Source organism: Amycolatopsis sp. NPDC104587 (assembly GCF_055583645.1).
Genome location: NZ_JBVJNO010000003.1, coordinates 566,012 through 582,919, shown reverse-complemented (window position 1 = coordinate 582,919; position 16,908 = coordinate 566,012). Strand labels below are relative to the sequence as shown.

Annotated in this window: 15 protein-coding genes; 12 read left to right on the top strand and 3 right to left on the bottom strand. The window is 72.5% G+C overall.

Features of this window, described 5'->3' with window-relative positions; translation table 11 throughout:
• Nucleotides 1–32 precede the first annotated feature (32 nt).
• The 7 genes from ACZ61C_RS10830 (at nucleotide 33) to ACZ61C_RS10800 (ending at nucleotide 7,657) form a co-directional block, all read left to right on the top strand.
• Nucleotides 33–1,301 carry a glutamate-cysteine ligase family protein gene (locus ACZ61C_RS10830; RefSeq protein ID WP_465305230.1) on the top strand — a complete coding sequence of 423 codons (1,269 nt, stop codon included), beginning with the start codon at nucleotides 33–35 and terminating at the stop codon, nucleotides 1,299–1,301.
• Nucleotides 1,298–2,641 carry an ergothioneine biosynthesis protein EgtB gene (gene egtB / locus ACZ61C_RS10825; protein ID WP_465305228.1) on the top strand — a complete coding sequence of 448 codons (1,344 nt, stop codon included), beginning with the start codon at nucleotides 1,298–1,300 and terminating at the stop codon, nucleotides 2,639–2,641. The genes ACZ61C_RS10830 and egtB overlap by 4 nt, the downstream gene beginning before the upstream one ends.
• 5 nt (nucleotides 2,642–2,646) lie before the next feature.
• On the top strand, nucleotides 2,647–3,402 hold the full coding sequence (gene egtC, locus ACZ61C_RS10820) for an ergothioneine biosynthesis protein EgtC (RefSeq protein ID WP_465305226.1): 756 nt from the start codon (nucleotides 2,647–2,649) through the stop codon (nucleotides 3,400–3,402).
• A complete protein-coding gene (gene egtD / locus ACZ61C_RS10815) occupies nucleotides 3,399–4,376 on the top strand; it encodes an L-histidine N(alpha)-methyltransferase (RefSeq protein ID WP_465305224.1) in 978 nt (325 codons plus the stop codon). Before egtC ends, egtD begins: the two co-directional genes overlap by 4 nt.
• Before the next feature lie 46 nt (nucleotides 4,377–4,422).
• Nucleotides 4,423–4,845 carry a nitroreductase family deazaflavin-dependent oxidoreductase gene (locus ACZ61C_RS10810; protein WP_465305641.1) on the top strand — a complete coding sequence of 141 codons (423 nt, stop codon included), beginning with the start codon at nucleotides 4,423–4,425 and terminating at the stop codon, nucleotides 4,843–4,845.
• 142 nt (nucleotides 4,846–4,987) lie between these two features.
• Complete coding sequence (locus tag ACZ61C_RS10805) at nucleotides 4,988–6,592, top strand: alpha/beta hydrolase (protein WP_465305639.1); 1,605 nt, start codon at nucleotides 4,988–4,990, stop codon at nucleotides 6,590–6,592.
• 357 nt (nucleotides 6,593–6,949) lie between these two features.
• Nucleotides 6,950–7,657 carry an MgtC/SapB family protein gene (locus ACZ61C_RS10800; RefSeq protein WP_465305222.1) on the top strand — a complete coding sequence of 236 codons (708 nt, stop codon included), beginning with the start codon at nucleotides 6,950–6,952 and terminating at the stop codon, nucleotides 7,655–7,657.
• A 4-nt stretch (nucleotides 7,658–7,661) separates the two neighbouring features.
• Here ACZ61C_RS10800 and ACZ61C_RS10795 read toward each other — a convergent pair whose 3' ends face one another.
• Both ACZ61C_RS10795 and ACZ61C_RS10790 read right to left on the bottom strand, forming a co-directional pair.
• Nucleotides 7,662–8,393, bottom strand: a complete 732-nt coding sequence (locus tag ACZ61C_RS10795) for a dienelactone hydrolase family protein (RefSeq protein WP_465305220.1) — start codon at nucleotides 8,391–8,393, stop codon at nucleotides 7,662–7,664.
• Between the two features lie 115 nt (nucleotides 8,394–8,508).
• Nucleotides 8,509–11,340, bottom strand: a complete 2,832-nt coding sequence (locus tag ACZ61C_RS10790; protein WP_465305218.1) for an aconitate hydratase — start codon at nucleotides 11,338–11,340, stop codon at nucleotides 8,509–8,511.
• Between the two features lie 330 nt (nucleotides 11,341–11,670).
• Here ACZ61C_RS10790 and ACZ61C_RS10785 point away from each other — a divergent pair, with 330 nt between their 5' ends.
• A complete protein-coding gene (locus tag ACZ61C_RS10785; protein WP_465305637.1) occupies nucleotides 11,671–12,984 on the top strand; it encodes an NlpC/P60 family protein in 1,314 nt (437 codons plus the stop codon).
• 7 nt (nucleotides 12,985–12,991) lie between these two features.
• On the opposite strand, the gene ACZ61C_RS10780 is transcribed toward ACZ61C_RS10785, so the two are convergent.
• Nucleotides 12,992–13,393, bottom strand: a complete 402-nt coding sequence (locus ACZ61C_RS10780; RefSeq protein WP_465305216.1) for a DUF1801 domain-containing protein — start codon at nucleotides 13,391–13,393, stop codon at nucleotides 12,992–12,994.
• Between the two features lie 60 nt (nucleotides 13,394–13,453).
• Here ACZ61C_RS10780 and ACZ61C_RS10775 point away from each other — a divergent pair, with 60 nt between their 5' ends.
• The 4 genes from ACZ61C_RS10775 (at nucleotide 13,454) to ACZ61C_RS10760 (ending at nucleotide 16,903) form a co-directional block, all read left to right on the top strand.
• Nucleotides 13,454–14,164, top strand: a complete 711-nt coding sequence (locus tag ACZ61C_RS10775) for an SAM-dependent methyltransferase (RefSeq protein ID WP_465305214.1) — start codon at nucleotides 13,454–13,456, stop codon at nucleotides 14,162–14,164.
• Between the two features lie 10 nt (nucleotides 14,165–14,174).
• On the top strand, nucleotides 14,175–14,720 hold the full coding sequence (gene mobA / locus ACZ61C_RS10770; protein ID WP_465305212.1) for a molybdenum cofactor guanylyltransferase: 546 nt from the start codon (nucleotides 14,175–14,177) through the stop codon (nucleotides 14,718–14,720).
• A gap of 157 nt (nucleotides 14,721–14,877) precedes the next feature.
• Nucleotides 14,878–15,951 carry an AAA family ATPase gene (locus tag ACZ61C_RS10765; RefSeq protein ID WP_360181304.1) on the top strand — a complete coding sequence of 358 codons (1,074 nt, stop codon included), beginning with the start codon at nucleotides 14,878–14,880 and terminating at the stop codon, nucleotides 15,949–15,951.
• Nucleotides 15,952–15,958: 7 nt separating this feature from the next.
• On the top strand, nucleotides 15,959–16,903 hold the full coding sequence (locus tag ACZ61C_RS10760; protein WP_465305210.1) for a DUF58 domain-containing protein: 945 nt from the start codon (nucleotides 15,959–15,961) through the stop codon (nucleotides 16,901–16,903).
• Nucleotides 16,904–16,908: the final 5 nt, after the last annotated feature.

Below are 16,908 nucleotides of genomic sequence, written 5' to 3'. Positions count from 1 at the left end.
AGAAGTTCCATCACACGGAACAAGGAACGGACATGACGGAAGCATCCACGATGCACGACTTCCCCGAGAAGTCGGGGAGTGCGTCCAACCAGACCGCGCGGGTCCTCGCGGACCGCGCGGCCGGCGAGGCGTACGTCGCATCGGTGTGTTTCAAGCACGGACCACCGCGCCTGACCGGCGTCGAGCTGGAGTTCACCGTGCACCACGCCGACGACCCGGCAAGACCCCTCGATCCCGACCTCCTGGCCACGGCGCTGGGTCCGCACACCCCGCGGACACTCCGCCCCGACAGCCCCGCCACGCCCCTCCCGGCCGGCAACCCCGTGAGTCTCGAACCCGGGTGCCAGGTCGAAGTCTCCGCCCTTCCCCAGGCCACACTGCGCGAGCTCGACGCAGTCGTCTCGGCCGATCTCCGCCACCTGGGTGAACTCCTCGCCCGCCACGGGCTCCAGCTCGGTGAATCCGGCATCGACGCGCACCGCGCGCCGCGCCGGCTCCTGCGCACGCCGCGGTACGCGGCCATGGAACGCCGGTTCGCGCCGATCGGGCCCGGCGGTCTCACGATGATGTGCAGCACCGCGGGCCTGCAGGTGTGCGTCGACGCGGGGGAGGCCGACCAGTACGCGTTCCGCTGGGCGGCCGCCCACGCGATGGGGCCGCCGCTGCTCGCCCTCTTCGCCAACTCCCGCGTCCACGCCGGGCGGGACACGGGGTTCGCCTCGGCCCGCTGGCTCGCGGTGCACGACACCGAGGCGGTCCGGACGAGGACGGCCCGCGTGGCGCGCGACCCGGCGGCGGAGTGGGCCGCGCGCCTGATGGACACCCCGCTGATGGTGCTGCCGCGCGGCAACCGGCCGTGGGACGCGCCGGAAGGGCTGACCTTCGGCGACTGGATCGACGGCAGGGGCGCGGGCGCCCTGCTGCCGAAGCCGACGTCGGCGGACCTCGACTACCACCTCACGACGATGTTCACCCCGGTCCGCCCGCAGGGGTACCTGGAGATCCGGTACCTCGACGCGCAGCCGCCGGGCGCGTGGCTGCCGCCGGTCGCCCTGGTCACGGCGCTGCTCGCCCGTCCGTCCACTGTGGACAAGGTCCTCGACCTGTGCGCGCCGGTGGCGGACCGGTGGACCACGGCGGCCCGGGCCGGCCTCGCCGACCCGGAGCTCGCGGCCGCCGCGGCCGCGCTGGCCGACCTCGGCTGCGCCGAGCTGGCGGCCACCGGGTTGCCGGAACAGTCGATCACCGAGATCAGCGAGAGCGTGCAGGGGCGCGCGTACCGATCGAGGAGCAACGCATGAGCACCGAGGCCGACGCACTTTCCGAGCTGAGCGCGCAGGACCTGCGCGCCCGGGCCGCGGAGGCGCTGACACGGGCGAGGGCCCGCAGCGTCGCGCTGACCGACGCGGTCGACGACGAGGACCTCGTCCGCCAGCACTCCAAGCTGATGTCGCCGCTGGTCTGGGACCTGGCGCACATCGGTGTCCAGGAGGAGCTGTGGCTGGTCCGCGACGTGGGCGGCCGGGAGCCGCTGCGTCCGGAGATCGACGACATCTACGACGCCTTCCAGCACGCCAGGGCCGACCGGCCCGAGCTGCCGCTGCTGGGCCCGGCGGAGGCGCGGGCCTACGTCAAGCAGGTCCGCGAAAAGGCGTTCGACGTGCTGGAACACGCGCCGCTGGAGGGGCGGCGGCTGACCGAGCGGGCCTTCGCCTTCGGCATGATCACCCAGCACGAGCAGCAGCACGACGAGACCATGCTGGCCACCCACCAGCTGCGCACGGGCGAGCCGGTGCTGCACGCGCCGGAGCCACCGCCCGCCCGGTCGGGCTCGCTGCCGGCGGAGGTGCTGGTGCCGGGCGGGGTGTTCACGATGGGCACCTCGGCCGAGCCGTGGGCGCTGGACAACGAGCGGCCGGCCCACGAGACGGCCGTCGAGGCGTTCTGGATGGACACCGTGCCGGTCACGTGCGGGGCCTACGCCGAGTTCCTCGACAGCGGCGGCTACGACGACGAGCGGTGGTGGAGCCCGGCCGGCTGGGCCTACCTGCGCGAGAGCGGCGTCACCGCGCCGCGGTTCTGGCAGCGGGAGCAGGACGGCTGGTGGCGGACCCGGTTCGGCGTCCACGAGCGCGTCACGGCCGAGGAGCCGGTGGTGCACGTGTCGTTCCACGAGGCCGAGGCGTACGCGGCGTGGGCCGGCCGGCGGCTGCCGACCGAAGCGGAGTGGGAGAAGGCGGCGCGGTTCGACCCGGCGACCGGCCGGTCGCGGCGCTTCCCCTGGGGTGACGAGGAACCGGGCGCCGAGCACGCGAACCTGGGCCAGCGGCACCTGCGCCCGGCGCCCGCGGGCGCGTACCCGGCCGGCGCGTCGCCGACCGGGGTGCACCAGCTGATCGGCGACGTCTGGGAGTGGACGAGCACGGACTTCCACGGCTACCCGGGCTTCGCGCCCTTCCCGTACCGGGAGTACTCGGAGGTGTTCTTCGGGCCGGAGTACAAGGTGCTGCGCGGCGGCTCGTTCGGCACCGACTCGGCGGCGGTCCGCGGCACGTTCCGCAACTGGGACTACCCGATCCGGCGGCAGATCTTCGCCGGCTTCCGCACGGCACGTGACGCGGCCCGGGGCGAGGTGGGCTAGGCGCCATGTGCAGGCACATCGCCTACCTCGGCGAGCCCGTTTCCCCCGCCGAGGCCGTTTTCCGCGCGCCGCATTCGCTGCTGGTGCAGTCCTACGCCCCGGCGGACATGCGGGGCGGCGGCTCGGTGAACGCCGACGGCTTCGGGCTGGGGTGGTACCCCGGCCCGGGTCCGGCACCGCTGCGCCACCGCCGCGGCACTCCACTGTGGACGGACGAGACGCTGCCGCCGCTCGCGGCGGCGGTGACCGCGGGCGCGTTCGTCGCCGCGGTCCGCAACGGCACCACCGGGATGCCGGTGACCGAAGCGGCCGCGGCGCCGTTCACCGCCGGGAAGTGGCTGTTCAGCCACAACGGCGTCGTCCGCGGCTGGCCGGACTCGTTGTCCGAGCTGGCCAAGACCCTGCCCGTGACCGAGCTGCTGACCCTGGAGGCGCCGACGGACTCGGCCGTGCTCTGGGCCCTGCTGCGGGCCCGGCTCGCCACGGGCGCGGACCCGCTGACAGCGGTGGCCGAGCTGACCACCGCCGTCGAGGCGGCCGCGCCCGGTTCCCGGCTCAACTTCCTGCTGACCGACGGCTCGACCCTCGTCGGCACGGCTTGGACGCACGCGCTGTCTGTGCTGGAGACCCCGGCCGGCGTGCTGCTGGCGTCCGAACCCCTTGACGGTGACCCGCGCTGGAAACCCGTTCCCGACCACCACGCCGTGCGCGCCACCGCGGCCGGTGTGGACCTGCTTCCCCTGACCCAGGAGTCGTCATGACCGAAGTCGATCTCGACCACCACCGTTCCGGCGACGCCGTCACCGCGGAGCTGCGCGCGGACGTCGTCGCCGGGCTCACCGCCGCGCAGAAGTGGCTGTCGCCCAAGTGGTTCTACGACGCCGACGGCAGCGAGCTGTTCGAGAAGATCACCCAGCTGCCGGAGTACTACCCGACCCGCAGCGAGCGCGAGGTGCTGGCCGCGCACGCCGGTGACGTCGCGGAGCTGACCGGCGCGCACACGCTCGTCGAGCTCGGGTCCGGGTCGAGCGAGAAGACCCGGCTGCTGCTCGACGCGCTGACCGCGGGCGGGACGCTGGAGGCGTTCGTCCCGCTCGACGTCTCCGAGTCCGCGCTCGCCGAAGCCGCCGAGGCGATCTCGAAGGACTACCCGGGTCTGGCGGTCCGCGGGGTTGTCGGCGACTTCACCCAGCACCTCGGCCTGCTGCCCGGCGGGCAGCCGCGGGTGGTGGCCTTCCTCGGCGGCACGATCGGCAACTTCCTGCCCGCCGACCGCACGGCGTTCCTGCGGTCGGTGCGGGAGGTCCTGGCCGAGGGGGAGTGGCTGCTGCTCGGCACCGACCTGGTGAAGGACCCGGGCGTCCTCGAGCGCGCGTACGACGACGCGGCCGGCGTGACGGGCGAGTTCAACAAGAACGTGCTGCGGGTGATCAACACCCGGCTCGGCGCGAACTTCGACCCGGACGAGTTCGAGCACGTCTCGCACTGGGACGCCGAAAACGAGTGGATCGAGATGCGTCTGCGGGCGCCGCGCGCGCTGACCGTGGACATCCCCGGCGCGGACCTGACGGTGGCCTTCGCCGAAGGGGAGCACATCCGCACCGAGATCTCGGCCAAGTTCCGGCCCGCCGGCGTCGAAGCCGAGCTGGCCGCGGCCGGGTTCGCGCTCGAGCGGTGGTGGACCGACTCCCAGCAGCGGTTCGGGGTGAGCCTGGCAAGATCCGTGCGTGGCTAATCCTCTCCGGGCGCTGGCCCGGGCCGTCGGCACGAAGCCGTGGCTGATGCGTTCGGCTCCGTTTGTCGTGTGGGCGGACAAGAAACTGCACCGGGCGTTCGGCGGCCGGGTGAGCCTCGTCGCGCTCGCCGGGCTGCCGTCCCTGCGCCTCACGACGACCGGCCGCAAGAGCGGGCTGCCCCGCGGCACCAACCTGCTCTACTACCCGCACGGCGAGGGTTTCGTGCTGACGGCGTCCAACTGGGGCCGCCCGAACGACCCGGCCTGGGCGCTCAACCTGCGCACGAACCCGAAGGCCTCGGTCGCACTGGCGGGCCGCCCGGCGGAGGTCGTCGCGCGCGAGCTGACGGGCGAGGAGTACACCGCGATGTGGCGGGAACTCCTCGCCTTCTGGCCGGGCTACGCGATGGAGCGGAAGGAGGCGGGCCGTCCGTTGCCCGTTTTCCTCCTGGACCGCATCACTCGATAGGTTTCCACCATCCTTTCGGACGGTGACGGTATTCACCGATTTGTGCCAGTCTCACCCGGGTAACGCGCCGTGACGTCCTGAACGCGCGGCGAGTGCGTGACCTAGGGAGGGAGACGTCGTGCGGAGATCCACAAAGGGCCGGGTGCGCTCGTTCGCGCTGGTGGGGGCACTCGTGGCCGGGCTCGGCGTGGCCGGGGCCACCGGCACCGCCGCCGCCGCGACCGACGCCGCCGTCAAGCCGGCCGTGGTCGGCGCGACCGCCCCGGTGAGCTGGGGCGCCTGTCCGTCCGCGACCCTCGCCGGGGTGCCCGCGGACGAGGTGAAGTTCTACAGCTGCGCGCGCTACCGCGTGCCGATCGACCACGACAACTCGTCGCTGGGCACCATCGACATCGCCCTGCTCAAGCGCGCCGCCCGCACACCCGCCGCCCGCGTCGGCTCGCTGTTCCTCAACCCCGGCGGCCCCGGCGGCTCGGGGCTGCGGATGCCGATCAGCGGCCCGTTCATCTTCCAGCCGCCGGTCCTCGACCGCTTCGACCTGATCGGGTTCGACCCGCGCGGGGTCGGGGACAGCAACCCGCTGCGCTGCTTCACCACGCAGGAGGACGCGGACGAGGTCTTCGGCGCCCAGGTCGCGGTGCCGCTGAGCCGCCCCCAGATCTCCGCCACCCTCGCCAGCTACCGCGACTACGGCCAGTTCTGCAAGAACAACGCCGGCTCGCTGCTCAACCACATGTCCACCAAGGACGTCGTGCGCGACCTCGACACGCTGCGCGCGGCGGTCGGCGACCGGAAGCTGACCTACGTCGGCTTCTCGTACGGGACACTGATCGGCTCGACCTACACCTCGATGTTCCCGAAGCAGTCCCGGGCGATCGTCATCGACGGCAACGTCGACCCGAAGCTGCGCACGAGCGACGGCGTCGAGTACGACCGGCAGCGCGCGCAGGGCTTCGAGATCTCGCTCGACGGCTTCCTGAAGCGGTGCGACCAGGCCGGCCCGAAGTGCGCGTTCAGCGACGGCACCCCGCGGGCGAAGTTCGACGAGCTGCGCGAGTACCTGCGCAAGCAGCCGATCACCCTCCCGGGCAGCGAACCGCTGGACATCAACACGTTCACCGGCGCGGTCTCGAGCATCCTGTACTCGCCGTCGAGGTTCCCCGCCCTGGCCGAGGACCTGCAGGCGCTCTACACCGCGATCCACCCGGCCGGCGCGCAGGCGCAGACGCTGCAGGCCCGCGGGCTGAAGGCGCTCACCGGCGGCCAGCAGGGCCTCGCCGACCTGGCCCCGGACAGCCCCTACACCAGCGACGACTCGTACTTCGCCGTCAACTGCGCGGACAAGCCGTTCAAGATCAAGCAGGAGCAGGTGCCGGACATCGCCGCGAAGTGGGAGCGCGAGTCGCGCACCTTCGGCCGCTACCAGGCCTTCGCCGACACGGCGGCCTGCCCGGTGTGGCCGGCGAAGAAGCCGGACGCCTACCGCGGGCCGTGGCAGGCGAAGACCGACGTCCCGGTCGTCGTGGTCGGCAACTACTACGACCCGGCGACGCAGTACAAGTTCGCCCAGCGGATGGCGGCGCAGCTGGGCAACACCCGGCTGCTGTCGGTCGACGCGTTCGGCCACTGCATCCTCGGTGACGCCCTCGGCGTCGACAAGGCCGTGGCGGACTACCTGATCGACCTGAAGGTCCCGGCGAACGGCCAGGTCTTCCAGCCGAACGTGCAGCCGTTCGAAACGCCGTAAGCCCGATGTGACCGGGCCGGGGTGACGCTGTCGCCCCGGCCCGTTCCTCATGTCCCGAGCGGGGCGAGGAGCCGGACGCGATCGAGCCGCTGCTCAAGGAGCTTCGGCCGCCGACGTTGCTGGTGTGGGGCACCTGCGCAGGCACTGGGCGTAGTGATCATCACAGCCCTGACCCGCAGGTTTCGGTTACAGTGGTGCGGTTGATCAACCACGAGCAACGGAAGCGAGGTGAGCGGCACATGCCAGCGGACAGTCAGCGGACGACCGGGCGTGCGCTCACCGGAGGCTTCCGGCTGGGCTGATCGCGTCCGGTCTCCTCCTGTCCGGCAGTGCGCGCACGCCGGAAACGAGTCGGACATGACCATCTTCGAAATGCTGCTGCGCGTGGGCGCCGGTGTCGGCCTGGGCGCCGTCATCGGGTTCGAGCGCCAGTTCCGTGCCCGGATGGCCGGGCTGCGCACCAACGCACTGGTCGCGGTCGGCGCGACTTTGTTCGTCCTGCTGTCCGCCCACGGCTTCGGCGGCCTGGCCGGTAGCGGTGACGCCGACCCGACCCGGGTGGCCGCGCAGATCGTCTCGGGCATCGGCTTCCTCGGTGCCGGTGTGATCATGCGCGACGGCCTCAACGTCCGTGGCCTCAACACGGCGGCGACGCTGTGGTGCTCCGCCGCGGTGGGTTCCCTTGCGGGCGCCGGGCTGTTCGTGGTCGCGGCGGCCGGGACCACCGTCGTGGTCGGGGTGAACGTGGTGCTGCGGCCGCTGGGCCGGGTCGTCGACCGCCGCCCCGACTCGGGCGGGGAAACCCCCGCCCGCTACGAGTTCCAGGCGGTGACCCGCGACGACTCGGAGGCGCACGTGCGGGCGTTGCTCGTCCAAGCGTTGGCCCGCACGGACTTCCGGCTGCTGTCGGTGCTGAGCACGGACCAGCCGGAGAGCCGCACGGTCGAGGTCCGCGCCGAGCTGGCCGCCGACCAGCGCGACGACGCCCAGATGGAGTCGGCGGTGTCGCGGCTTTCGCAGGAGCCCTCGGTTTCCAGCGTGCGCTGGGAAGCCGTGCCCGCCTAGCGGCTCACTCGGCTGCGGGCAGGCATTCGGCGAGCAGGGCGAGGACGTCGCGCCAGGCACGCTCGGCGTGCCGGGCGTGGTAGCCGACGCCGGGGAGCACGGCCTGGCCGGTCCCGAGCGGCGGGTGGTGGAAGGCGTGCTCGGCGCCGCCGTAGGTGACCAGGCGCCAGTCGACGCCCGCGGCCTGCATCTCGGCGGCGAACGCCTCGCGTTGCGCGGGCGGCTGGATCGGGTCCTCCGACCCGACCCCGGCCCACACCGGGCAGCGGATGCGCGCCGCCTCACCGGGCCGGCCGGTGATCAGGCCGTTGACCGTCGCGATCGCGCGCAGGCCGGCCCCGGCGCGCCCGAGCTCCAGCACGACCGCGCCGCCGGTGCCGTAGCCGATGCCGGCGACGTGGTCCGGGTCGGTCCGGGGTTCGGCGCACAGCACGTCGAGCGCGGCGAAGCCGATGTCCCGTAGCCGGTCGGGGTCTTCCAGCAGCGGCATGCACCGCGCCAGCATCTCCTGCGGGTCGGCGAACCAGCGGCCACCGTGCAGGTCGAAGGCCAGTGCCACGTACCCCAGCTCGGCCAGGGCGTCGGCCCGGCCGCGCTGGAAGTCGTTGAGCCCCGGTCCTTCGGGCCCGACGAGCACCGCGGGACGGCGGCCGGCGCCGGCCGGGACCGCGAGGTGCCCGACCATCGTCAGGCCGTCGGCCGGGTATTCGACGGTGCGTGTCGTGATCGTCCCCATGGGAGGCGACTGTAGTGATCGCCGGGCCCGGCCGGGCCCGTGTTCACCGCGGGCGGAAACGAGCGAAGGCCTCCCCGCTCCGGGAGCGGGGAGGCCTTCACCAGCGCGGAAACCCTTACGCCTGCGTCATCTTCCGCAGCACGTACTGCAGGATGCCGCCGTTGCGGTAGTAGTCCGCCTCACCCGGGGTGTCGATGCGGACGTCCGCCTCGAACTCCACCTTCGTGCCGTCGGCCTTGGTGGCGGTGACGTGCACCGTGCGCGGGGTGTCGCCGTCGTTCAGCGCCGTGATGCCCGAGATGTCGAACGTCTCGGTGCCGTCGAGGTTCAGCGACTCGGCCGACTCGCCCGCCGGGAACTGCAGCGGGATGACGCCCATGCCGATCAGGTTCGACCGGTGGATGCGCTCGAACGACTCGGTGATCACCGCGCGCACGCCCAGCAGCGACGTGCCCTTGGCCGCCCAGTCGCGCGACGAACCCGAGCCGTACTCCTTGCCGCCCAGCACGACCAGGGGAGTGCCCTGCGCCGCGTAGTTCTGGGCCGCGTCGTAGATGAACGCCTGCGGGGCGTCGTCCTGGGTGAAGTCGCGGGTGTAGCCACCCTGCACGTCGTCCAGGAGCTGGTTGCGCAGCCGGATGTTCGCGAACGTGCCGCGGATCATCACCTCGTGGTTGCCGCGCCGCGAGCCGTAGGAGTTGAAGTCCTTCTTCTCCACGCCGTGCTCGGTCAGGTACTGCGCGGCCGGGGTGCCCGGCTTGATCGCGCCGGCGGGGGAGATGTGGTCGGTGGTGACCGAGTCGCCCAGCTTCGCCAGCACGCGCGCACCGGAGATGTCGGTGACCGCCGACGGCTCCGGCGTCATGCCCTCGAAGTACGGGGGCTTCCGGACGTAGGTGGACTCGGCGTCCCACTCGAAGGTCTTGCCCTCCGGGGTGGGCAGCGCCTTCCAGCGCTCGCCGCCGTCGAAGACGTCGGCGTAGTCCTTGGTGAACATCTCCTGCGTGATCGCGTAGTCGATGGTCTCCTGGATCTCCTGCGCCGTCGGCCAGATGTCCTTCAGGAAGACGTCGGTGCCGTCGGTGTCCTGGCCCAGCGGCTGGTTCGCGAAGTCGAAGTCCATCGTCCCGGCCAGCGCGTAGGCGATGACCAGCGGCGGCGACGCGAGGTAGTTCATCTTCACGTCGGGGTTGATCCGGCCTTCGAAGTTCCGGTTGCCCGAGAGCACCGAGACCGCGGTGAGGTCGTTCTCCTGGATCGCCGCGGAGATCTCGTCCGAGAGCGGGCCGGAGTTGCCGATGCACGTGGTGCAGCCGTAGCCGACCAGGTGGTAGCCCAGCTTCTCCAGGTACGGCCACAGGTTGGCCTTGGTGTAGTAGTCGGTGACGACCTGCGAGCCCGGCGCCATCGACGTCTTGACCCACGGCTTGACCGCGAGGCCCTTGTCCACGGCGTTGCGCGCCAGCAGCGCGGCGCCGAGCATGACCGACGGGTTCGAGGTGTTGGTGCACGAGGTGATCGAAGCGATCACCACGGCGCCGTGGTCGAGGACGAACTCGCCGCGGTCCGAAGTGGACACCTTGACCGGCTTGCTCGGGCGGCCCGACGCGCCGTTCGCGGCGGAGGAGGTGACCGGCGCGGCGTCGTCCTCGGCGAACGACAGCGACGGGGCGTCGCTGGCCGGGAAGGACTCCTCGGAGGCCTCGTCCATCTTGGTGTGCGGCGTGCTGTCCTCGCCGTCCACGTAGTCGTGGATCGACTTGCGGAACGACGACTTCGCGTCCGACAGCTCGATGCGGTCCTGCGGGCGCTTCGGGCCGGCGATCGACGGGACGACCGTCGAGAGGTCGAGCTCGAGGTACTCGGAGTAGGACGCCTCGTGCGAGGGGTCGTGCCAGAGGCCCTGCAGCTTGGCGTACTCCTCGACCAGCGCGACCTGCTCGGCCGAGCGGCCGGTCAGCTTCAGGTAGCGGACGGTCTCCTCGTCGATCGGGAAGATCGCCGCGGTGGAGCCGAACTCCGGGCTCATGTTGCCGATGGTGGCGCGGTTGGCCAGCGGCACCGCGGCCACGCTCTCGCCGTAGAACTCGACGAACTTGCCGACCACGCCGTGGCGGCGCAGCATTTCGGTGATCGTGAGCACGACGTCGGTGGCGGTGACGCCCGCCGGGATCTCGCCGGTCAGCTTGAAGCCGACGACGCGCGGGATGAGCATCGAGACCGGCTGGCCCAGCATGGCGGCCTCGGCCTCGATGCCGCCGACGCCCCAGCCCAGCACGCCCAGGCCGTTGACCATGGTGGTGTGCGAGTCGGTGCCGACGCAGGAGTCGGGGTAGGCCTGCCCGTTGCGCGACATCACCGTGCGGGCGAGGTGCTCGATGTTGACCTGGTGCACGATGCCGGTGCCCGGCGGGACGACCTTGAACTCGTCGAAGGCGCCCTGGCCCCAGCGCAGGAACTGGTAGCGCTCGCGGTTGCGCTCGTACTCGATCTCGACGTTGCGCTCGAAGGCGTCGGGGCGGCCGAAGACGTCGATGATCACCGAGTGGTCGATGACCAGCTCGGCCGGGGCGAGCGGGTTGACCTTGTCGGGGTCGCCGCCGAGGTCGGTGACGGCCTCGCGCATGGTGGCGAGGTCGACGACGCAGGGGACACCGGTGAAGTCCTGCATGATCACGCGCGCCGGCGTGAACTGGATCTCGATCGAGGGGTCGGCCTTCGGGTCCCACGAGCTCAGCGCGCGGATGTGGTCGGCGGTGATGTTCGCGCCGTCCTCGGTGCGCAGCAGGTTCTCGAGCAGGACCTTCAGGCTGTACGGCAGGCGCTCGGCGCCCTCGACCTTGTTCAGGCGGAACACCTCGTACGAGGCGTCGCCGACCTTCAGCGTGTCTTTGGCGCCGAAGCTGTCCTTGCTGGCAGGTGCGGTCACGTCTAACTCCAGTGGCATGGACTTCCGCGCCGGTGCGGCGGGCGGGTCCTGAGGTCAGTTCGGTCGGGTTCGGTGCTGGCGAGTCTTGCGCACCCCCACCGTAGGACCGGATTCGGGATGGCACACCTCGCGGTGCTTCAAACAGTACGCGTGTCCTGTTTGGGGTTCAAGACGACACGCGGTGTGGGCTGCGCCATCCGCGCCGGGGGTCCCTCAATAAGGGGAATTGGTGCCTACGGTGTGTAAGTTTCCGGTGATGCTTGTGATAGTGGTGTGACTGCAGTGACGCGCGATGTGCGCAGGTGAGCGGAGGTGGCGGTCGTGCCGGAACGGCGCAGGGGCTGGTGTGTGCCGAGCGGGCGCCGGGGACTGACCGTGAGCACCCTGGTCCTGGTGATCTTGTTCGGCGCGGGCGGCACCGGCCTCGCGGCGCCCCCGCCGCCGCCAAACCCGAGCGACTCGGAGCTGAACAACAGCAAGGCCCAGGCGAACGCGAAGGCCGGTGAGGTAGGCAAGCTGACCAACCAGCTCGCCCAGGCCGAGCAGAAGCTGTCGCAGCTGCAGGACGACGTCGAGCTCAAGCAGGAAGAGGCCAACAAGGCCCTGGTCGACCTGCAGTCCGCCCAGGACGCGGCGACCCAGGCGGAGAACGACGCCAAGGCCGCCCGGACCGAGGCCGACGCCGCGGCCGGCGCGATCGAGAAGGCCCGCGCGGACCTCCGCACCTTCGCCGCCGCCAGCTTCCAGCAGGGCAGCACGGTCGGCTCGCTCTCGGCCTACCTCAGCGCCGACAGCCCCAAGGACATGCTCGCCCGCGCGCAGCTGCTCGACGCCGTCGGCGGCGACCGGCTCAACGCCCTCGACCGGCTCCAGCAGGCGCAGACCGAGAAGTCGAACAAGGACTCCGCGGCCCGCAAGGCCGCCGAGATCGCGCAGCAGAAGCAGGACGCCGCGCGCGAGGCGAAGAACAGCGCGGACTCCGCGCAGACCGCCGCCGTCCAGGCGCAGGACAGCCAGGCCACCCAGAACACCCAGCTGGAGAAGAACAAGTCCGACGTCGAGCAGCAGCTCTACGCGGCGCAGTCCAAGGTCAACGGCCTGCAGGGACAACGGCAGCGCTACCAGGACTGGCTCGCGCAGAAGCAGCGGGAGGACGACGAACGCGCCCGACAGGCCGCGCTCGGCTCCTCCGGCGGCGGCGGCCGCCCGGCGGCCGGGCCCGCACCCTCGGCCCCGGCCGGGCGGGGCGTCGAAGCCGCGATCGCCCGGGCGCTGTCCAAGCTCGGCATGCCCTACGCCTGGGGCGGCGGCAACGCGAGCGGCCCGACCCGCGGCATCCGCGACGGCGGTGTCGCCGACCGCTACGGCGACTACAACAAGATCGGCTTCGACTGCTCCGGCCTGATGATCTACGCCTTCGCCGGAGTCCGCTCGCTGCCGCACTACAGCGGCTACCAGTACACCGCCGGCCGCCGGGTCCCGCTGTCGCAGATGCGCCGCGGCGACATGCTCTTCTGGGGCGGCGCGGGCGGCATCCACCACGTCGCGCTCTACCTCGGCGGCGGCCAGATGGTCGAGGCGCCGCAGTCCGGCCTGCGGGTCCGGATCGCGCCGGTGCGCTACGGCGGGATCATGCCGTACGCGACCCGGCTCGTCGGCTGAGCGCCGGTCAGCCCGCCTGCTCGCGCTTGAGCTTGCGCCAGCCACCGGCCCGGTTGTTCGCGATGATCTGCCGGAACATGGCGGTGAGCGCGGGCGCGTTGATCGGCTCGCCTTCGCGGAAGGCGACCGTCCGGGCGGTCTTGTTGTCGTGCCCGGCGGTGATGATGCCTTCGGGGTCCGGGACGATGCCGCCGTCGTAGACGAAGACGTTGACGTGGTCCTTCGCCGCCAGCAGGGCGCAGATGTTGCCGTCCAGGACGAAGTACGGCTGCCGGGTGCGCTTGATCGTCTCGACCACCTCGGGGTCGGCCGCGTGCACCAGCTCGCGGACCTCCCGGCAGATCGCCTGCTGCCACGCGGGCAGGGCGTCGATGTAGGCGTCGACCCGCGGTTCGACGGTGTAGGTCACCGGCCGAGTATGCCCGAAAACGGCTCGACGCCGTCCACGCGCGGGTCTCAGGATCGCCTGGTGGACGACGAACTGAACGCGCTGCGGCGCACCCGGATGCGCTGGAACACGCCCCTGTCCGAGGCCCACGCCGAGCTGTTGCTCGACCGGATGGCGCTGGGGGAGGGACACCTGGCCGACCTCGGCTGCGGCTGGGGCGAGCTGCTCCTGCGAGCGGCCGCCCGCGCGCCCGGCCTGCGCGTGACCGGCGTCGACACCGACGTGACCGGTCTCGAGCGCGGGCGGGCCGCGGCCGCCGAGCGTGGCCTGGCGGTGGACTTCACCGAGGCGGACGCCGCGACCTGGGAAGGTTCCGCCGAGCGGGCCTTCTGCATCGGGGCCGCGCACATCTTCGGCTCGACGAAGGCGGCGCTCGACGGGCTCGCCCGGGTCGTGCCGTCCGGCCGGCTGCTCTACGGCGACGGCTTCTGGGCCGCCCCGCCGAACCCGGTCGCGCTGGAGATCTTCGGCCCGGACACGCTGACCCTGCCGGAGCTGGTCGACGCCGCCGGCGCGGCCGGCTGGCACGTGTACCACCTCAGCACCGCCGACCAGCTCGAATGGGACGACTTCGAGTCCACCTCGCGCGCCGGGTGGCGGGAATGGCTGTCGGCGCACCCCGGGGACCCGCGGGCCGGCGACGTGCGGGCGTGGCTGGACCGGCGGCTGCGCGAGTACGTCGGGCACTACCGGGGCGTGCTGGGCTTCACCTACCTCGTGCTGGGCCGCTAGGGTTCTCCGGATGCGCTACGCGGGGATCGTGGTGGCCGGCGGCTCGGCCCGCCGGCCGTCCGGTGTGGACGAGCCGGCGTTGCCGGTGGGCGGGAAACCGTTGCTGGCCCGCGCGATCCACGCCCTCGACGGCGCCGAGCGCGTCATCGCGGTCGGCCCGCGGCGGCCCGGGTTCGACGTCGTGTGGACCCGGGAACCGGTGCCCGGCGCCGGCCCGGTGGCCGCGCTGGCCGCCGGGCTCGCGTTCGTGCCCGGCGACGTCGAGGCGGTCGCCGTGCTGGCCGCCGACCTGCCGGGCGTCCGCCGGTCCACAGTGGACCGGCTGGTGGCGGCGATCGGCGACGGGGACGGCGCGGTGCTCGTGGACGCCGCCGGGGCGCGGCAGTGGCTGCTCGGCGCGTGGCGGGTGTCCGCACTGCGGGACGCCCTGCCCGCGGAGCTGGAAAACGCCGCCCTGCGCCGCACCCTCGCCGCGCTGCGGATCACCGACGTCCCCGCCGAACGGGGCGAAGCGGACGACATCGACACGCCCGAAGACCTCGAGCGTCACCGCTGAGCGCCTGCTTCACAGATGTCACACCGGGGAAGGTGTTGGCTACCCACGGGCCAGCAGCGCGCCCGCGTGCCGGATGAGACGAACGCCCGGGGGACGCAGTACGGTCGCACCGCGTGATCACCGTCGCGGGGGCGGCGCACGGATTTGAGGAGGCAGAGTGACCGAGCCCGGCTACGCCGAGGGCGGGAACGGGCAGCAGCCCGCGACGCCGGCCCGGGACGCCCAGTTGCTGGAGCGGACCGTGTTCGAGGTCAAGCGGATCATCGTCGGCCAGGACCGCCTGGTCGAGCGGATGCTCGTCGGCCTGCTGGCCAAGGGCCACCTGCTGCTCGAAGGCGTGCCCGGCGTCGCGAAGACCCTGGCCGTGGAGACGTTCGCCCGGGTCGTCGGCGGGTCGTTCTCCCGCGTGCAGTTCACCCCCGACCTGGTGCCCGCCGACATCCTCGGCACCCGGATCTACCGCCAGGGCGCCGAGCGCTTCGACGTCGAGCTCGGCCCGGTCGTGGCGAACTTCGTGCTCGCCGACGAGATCAACCGCGCGCCCGCCAAGGTCCAGTCGGCGATGCTCGAGGTGATGGCCGAGCGGCACGTGTCGATCGGCGGGCAGACGTTCCCGATGCCCGACCCGTTCCTCGTGCTGGCCACCCAGAACCCGATCGAGAACGAGGGTGTGTACCCGCTGCCGGAAGCGCAGCGCGACCGCTTCCTGTTCAAGATCCTCGTCGAGTACCCCTCCGCCGAGGAGGAGCGCGAGATCATCTACCGGATGGGCGTCACCCCGCCCACCCCGCACGAGGTGCTCAGCCCGGGCGAGCTGGTCCGCCTGCAGGGTGTCGCGGCGCAGGTGTTCGTGCACCACGCCCTCGTCGACTACGTCGTGCGCCTGGTGCTGACCACCCGGACGCCGAACGAGCACGGCCTCGCCGACGTCGCCGGCTGGGTGTCCTACGGCGCGTCGCCGCGCGCGAGCCTCGGCATCATCGCCGCCGCGCGGGCGCTGGCCCTCGTCCGCGGCCGCGACTACGTGCTGCCGCAGGACGTCGTCGACGTCGTGCCGGACGTGCTGCGCCACCGGCTCGTGCTGTCCTACGACGCGCTCGCCGACGGCGTGCCCATCGACCACATCATCACGCGCGTGCTGCAGACCGTGCCGTTGCCGCAGGTCTCGGCCCGGCCGCAGGGCGGGGCCGGCCAGGGTGGCCCGGTCCCGGCGGGCGCGCCGGTCAGGTAACCCGGCGATGGCGAAGAACGAGAAGGGCGAGCGCCCTTCGTGGGCGCCGCCGATCCTGCGCGGCGACCGGATGGAGGCCGGGCTCCGCACGCTGGAGCTCGACGTCCGCCGCCGGCTCGACGGGCTGCTGCAGGGCAACCACCTCGGCCTGGTGCCGGGGCCGGGGTCCGAGCCCGGCGAGGCGCGGCCGTACCAGCCCGGCGACGACGTGCGCAGGATGGACTGGGCCGTCACCGCCCGCACCACGACCCCGCACATCCGCGAGACCGTCGCCGACCGCGAGCTGGAGACCTGGATGGTCGCCGACCTCTCGGCGAGCCTCGACTTCGGCACGGCGCTCTGCGAGAAGCGTGACCTGGTGGTCTGCGCGGTCGCCGCGGTCGCGCACCTGACCGGGGGCGGCGGCAACCGCATCGGCGCGCTGCTGTCGAACGGCGCGGAGACCACCCGCATCCCGGCCCGCGGCGGCCTGGCGCACGCTCGCGGCCTGATCCGCAAGGTCGTCCAGACACCGCGGGCGCCCGAAGGCACCCGGGGCGACTTCGCCGAGGCGCTGGAGGCCCTGCGCCGTCCGCCGCGCCGGCGGGGCCTGGCCGTGGTGATCTCCGACTTCCTCGGGGAGCCGACCTGGGAGCGGCCGCTGCGCGCGCTGGGCGGGCGGCACGAGCTGATCGCGATCGAAGTCCTCGACCCGCGCGACATCGACCTGCCCGAGGTGGGCACCGTCGTGCTGGCCGACCCGGAGACAGGAAGACAGCGCGAAGTGCACGCGTCGGCCTTGCTGCGCAAGGAGTTCGGGGCCGCGGCCCACGCCCACCGGCAGACGGTGGCGGCCGGCCTGCGCCGCGCGGGCGCGGCCCACCTGACGCTGCGCACCGACGCCGACTGGATCGCCGACATGGTGCGGTTCGTCGTGGCCCGCAAGCGGCGCTGGTCCGGGGGTGTCGCGTGAGGGAG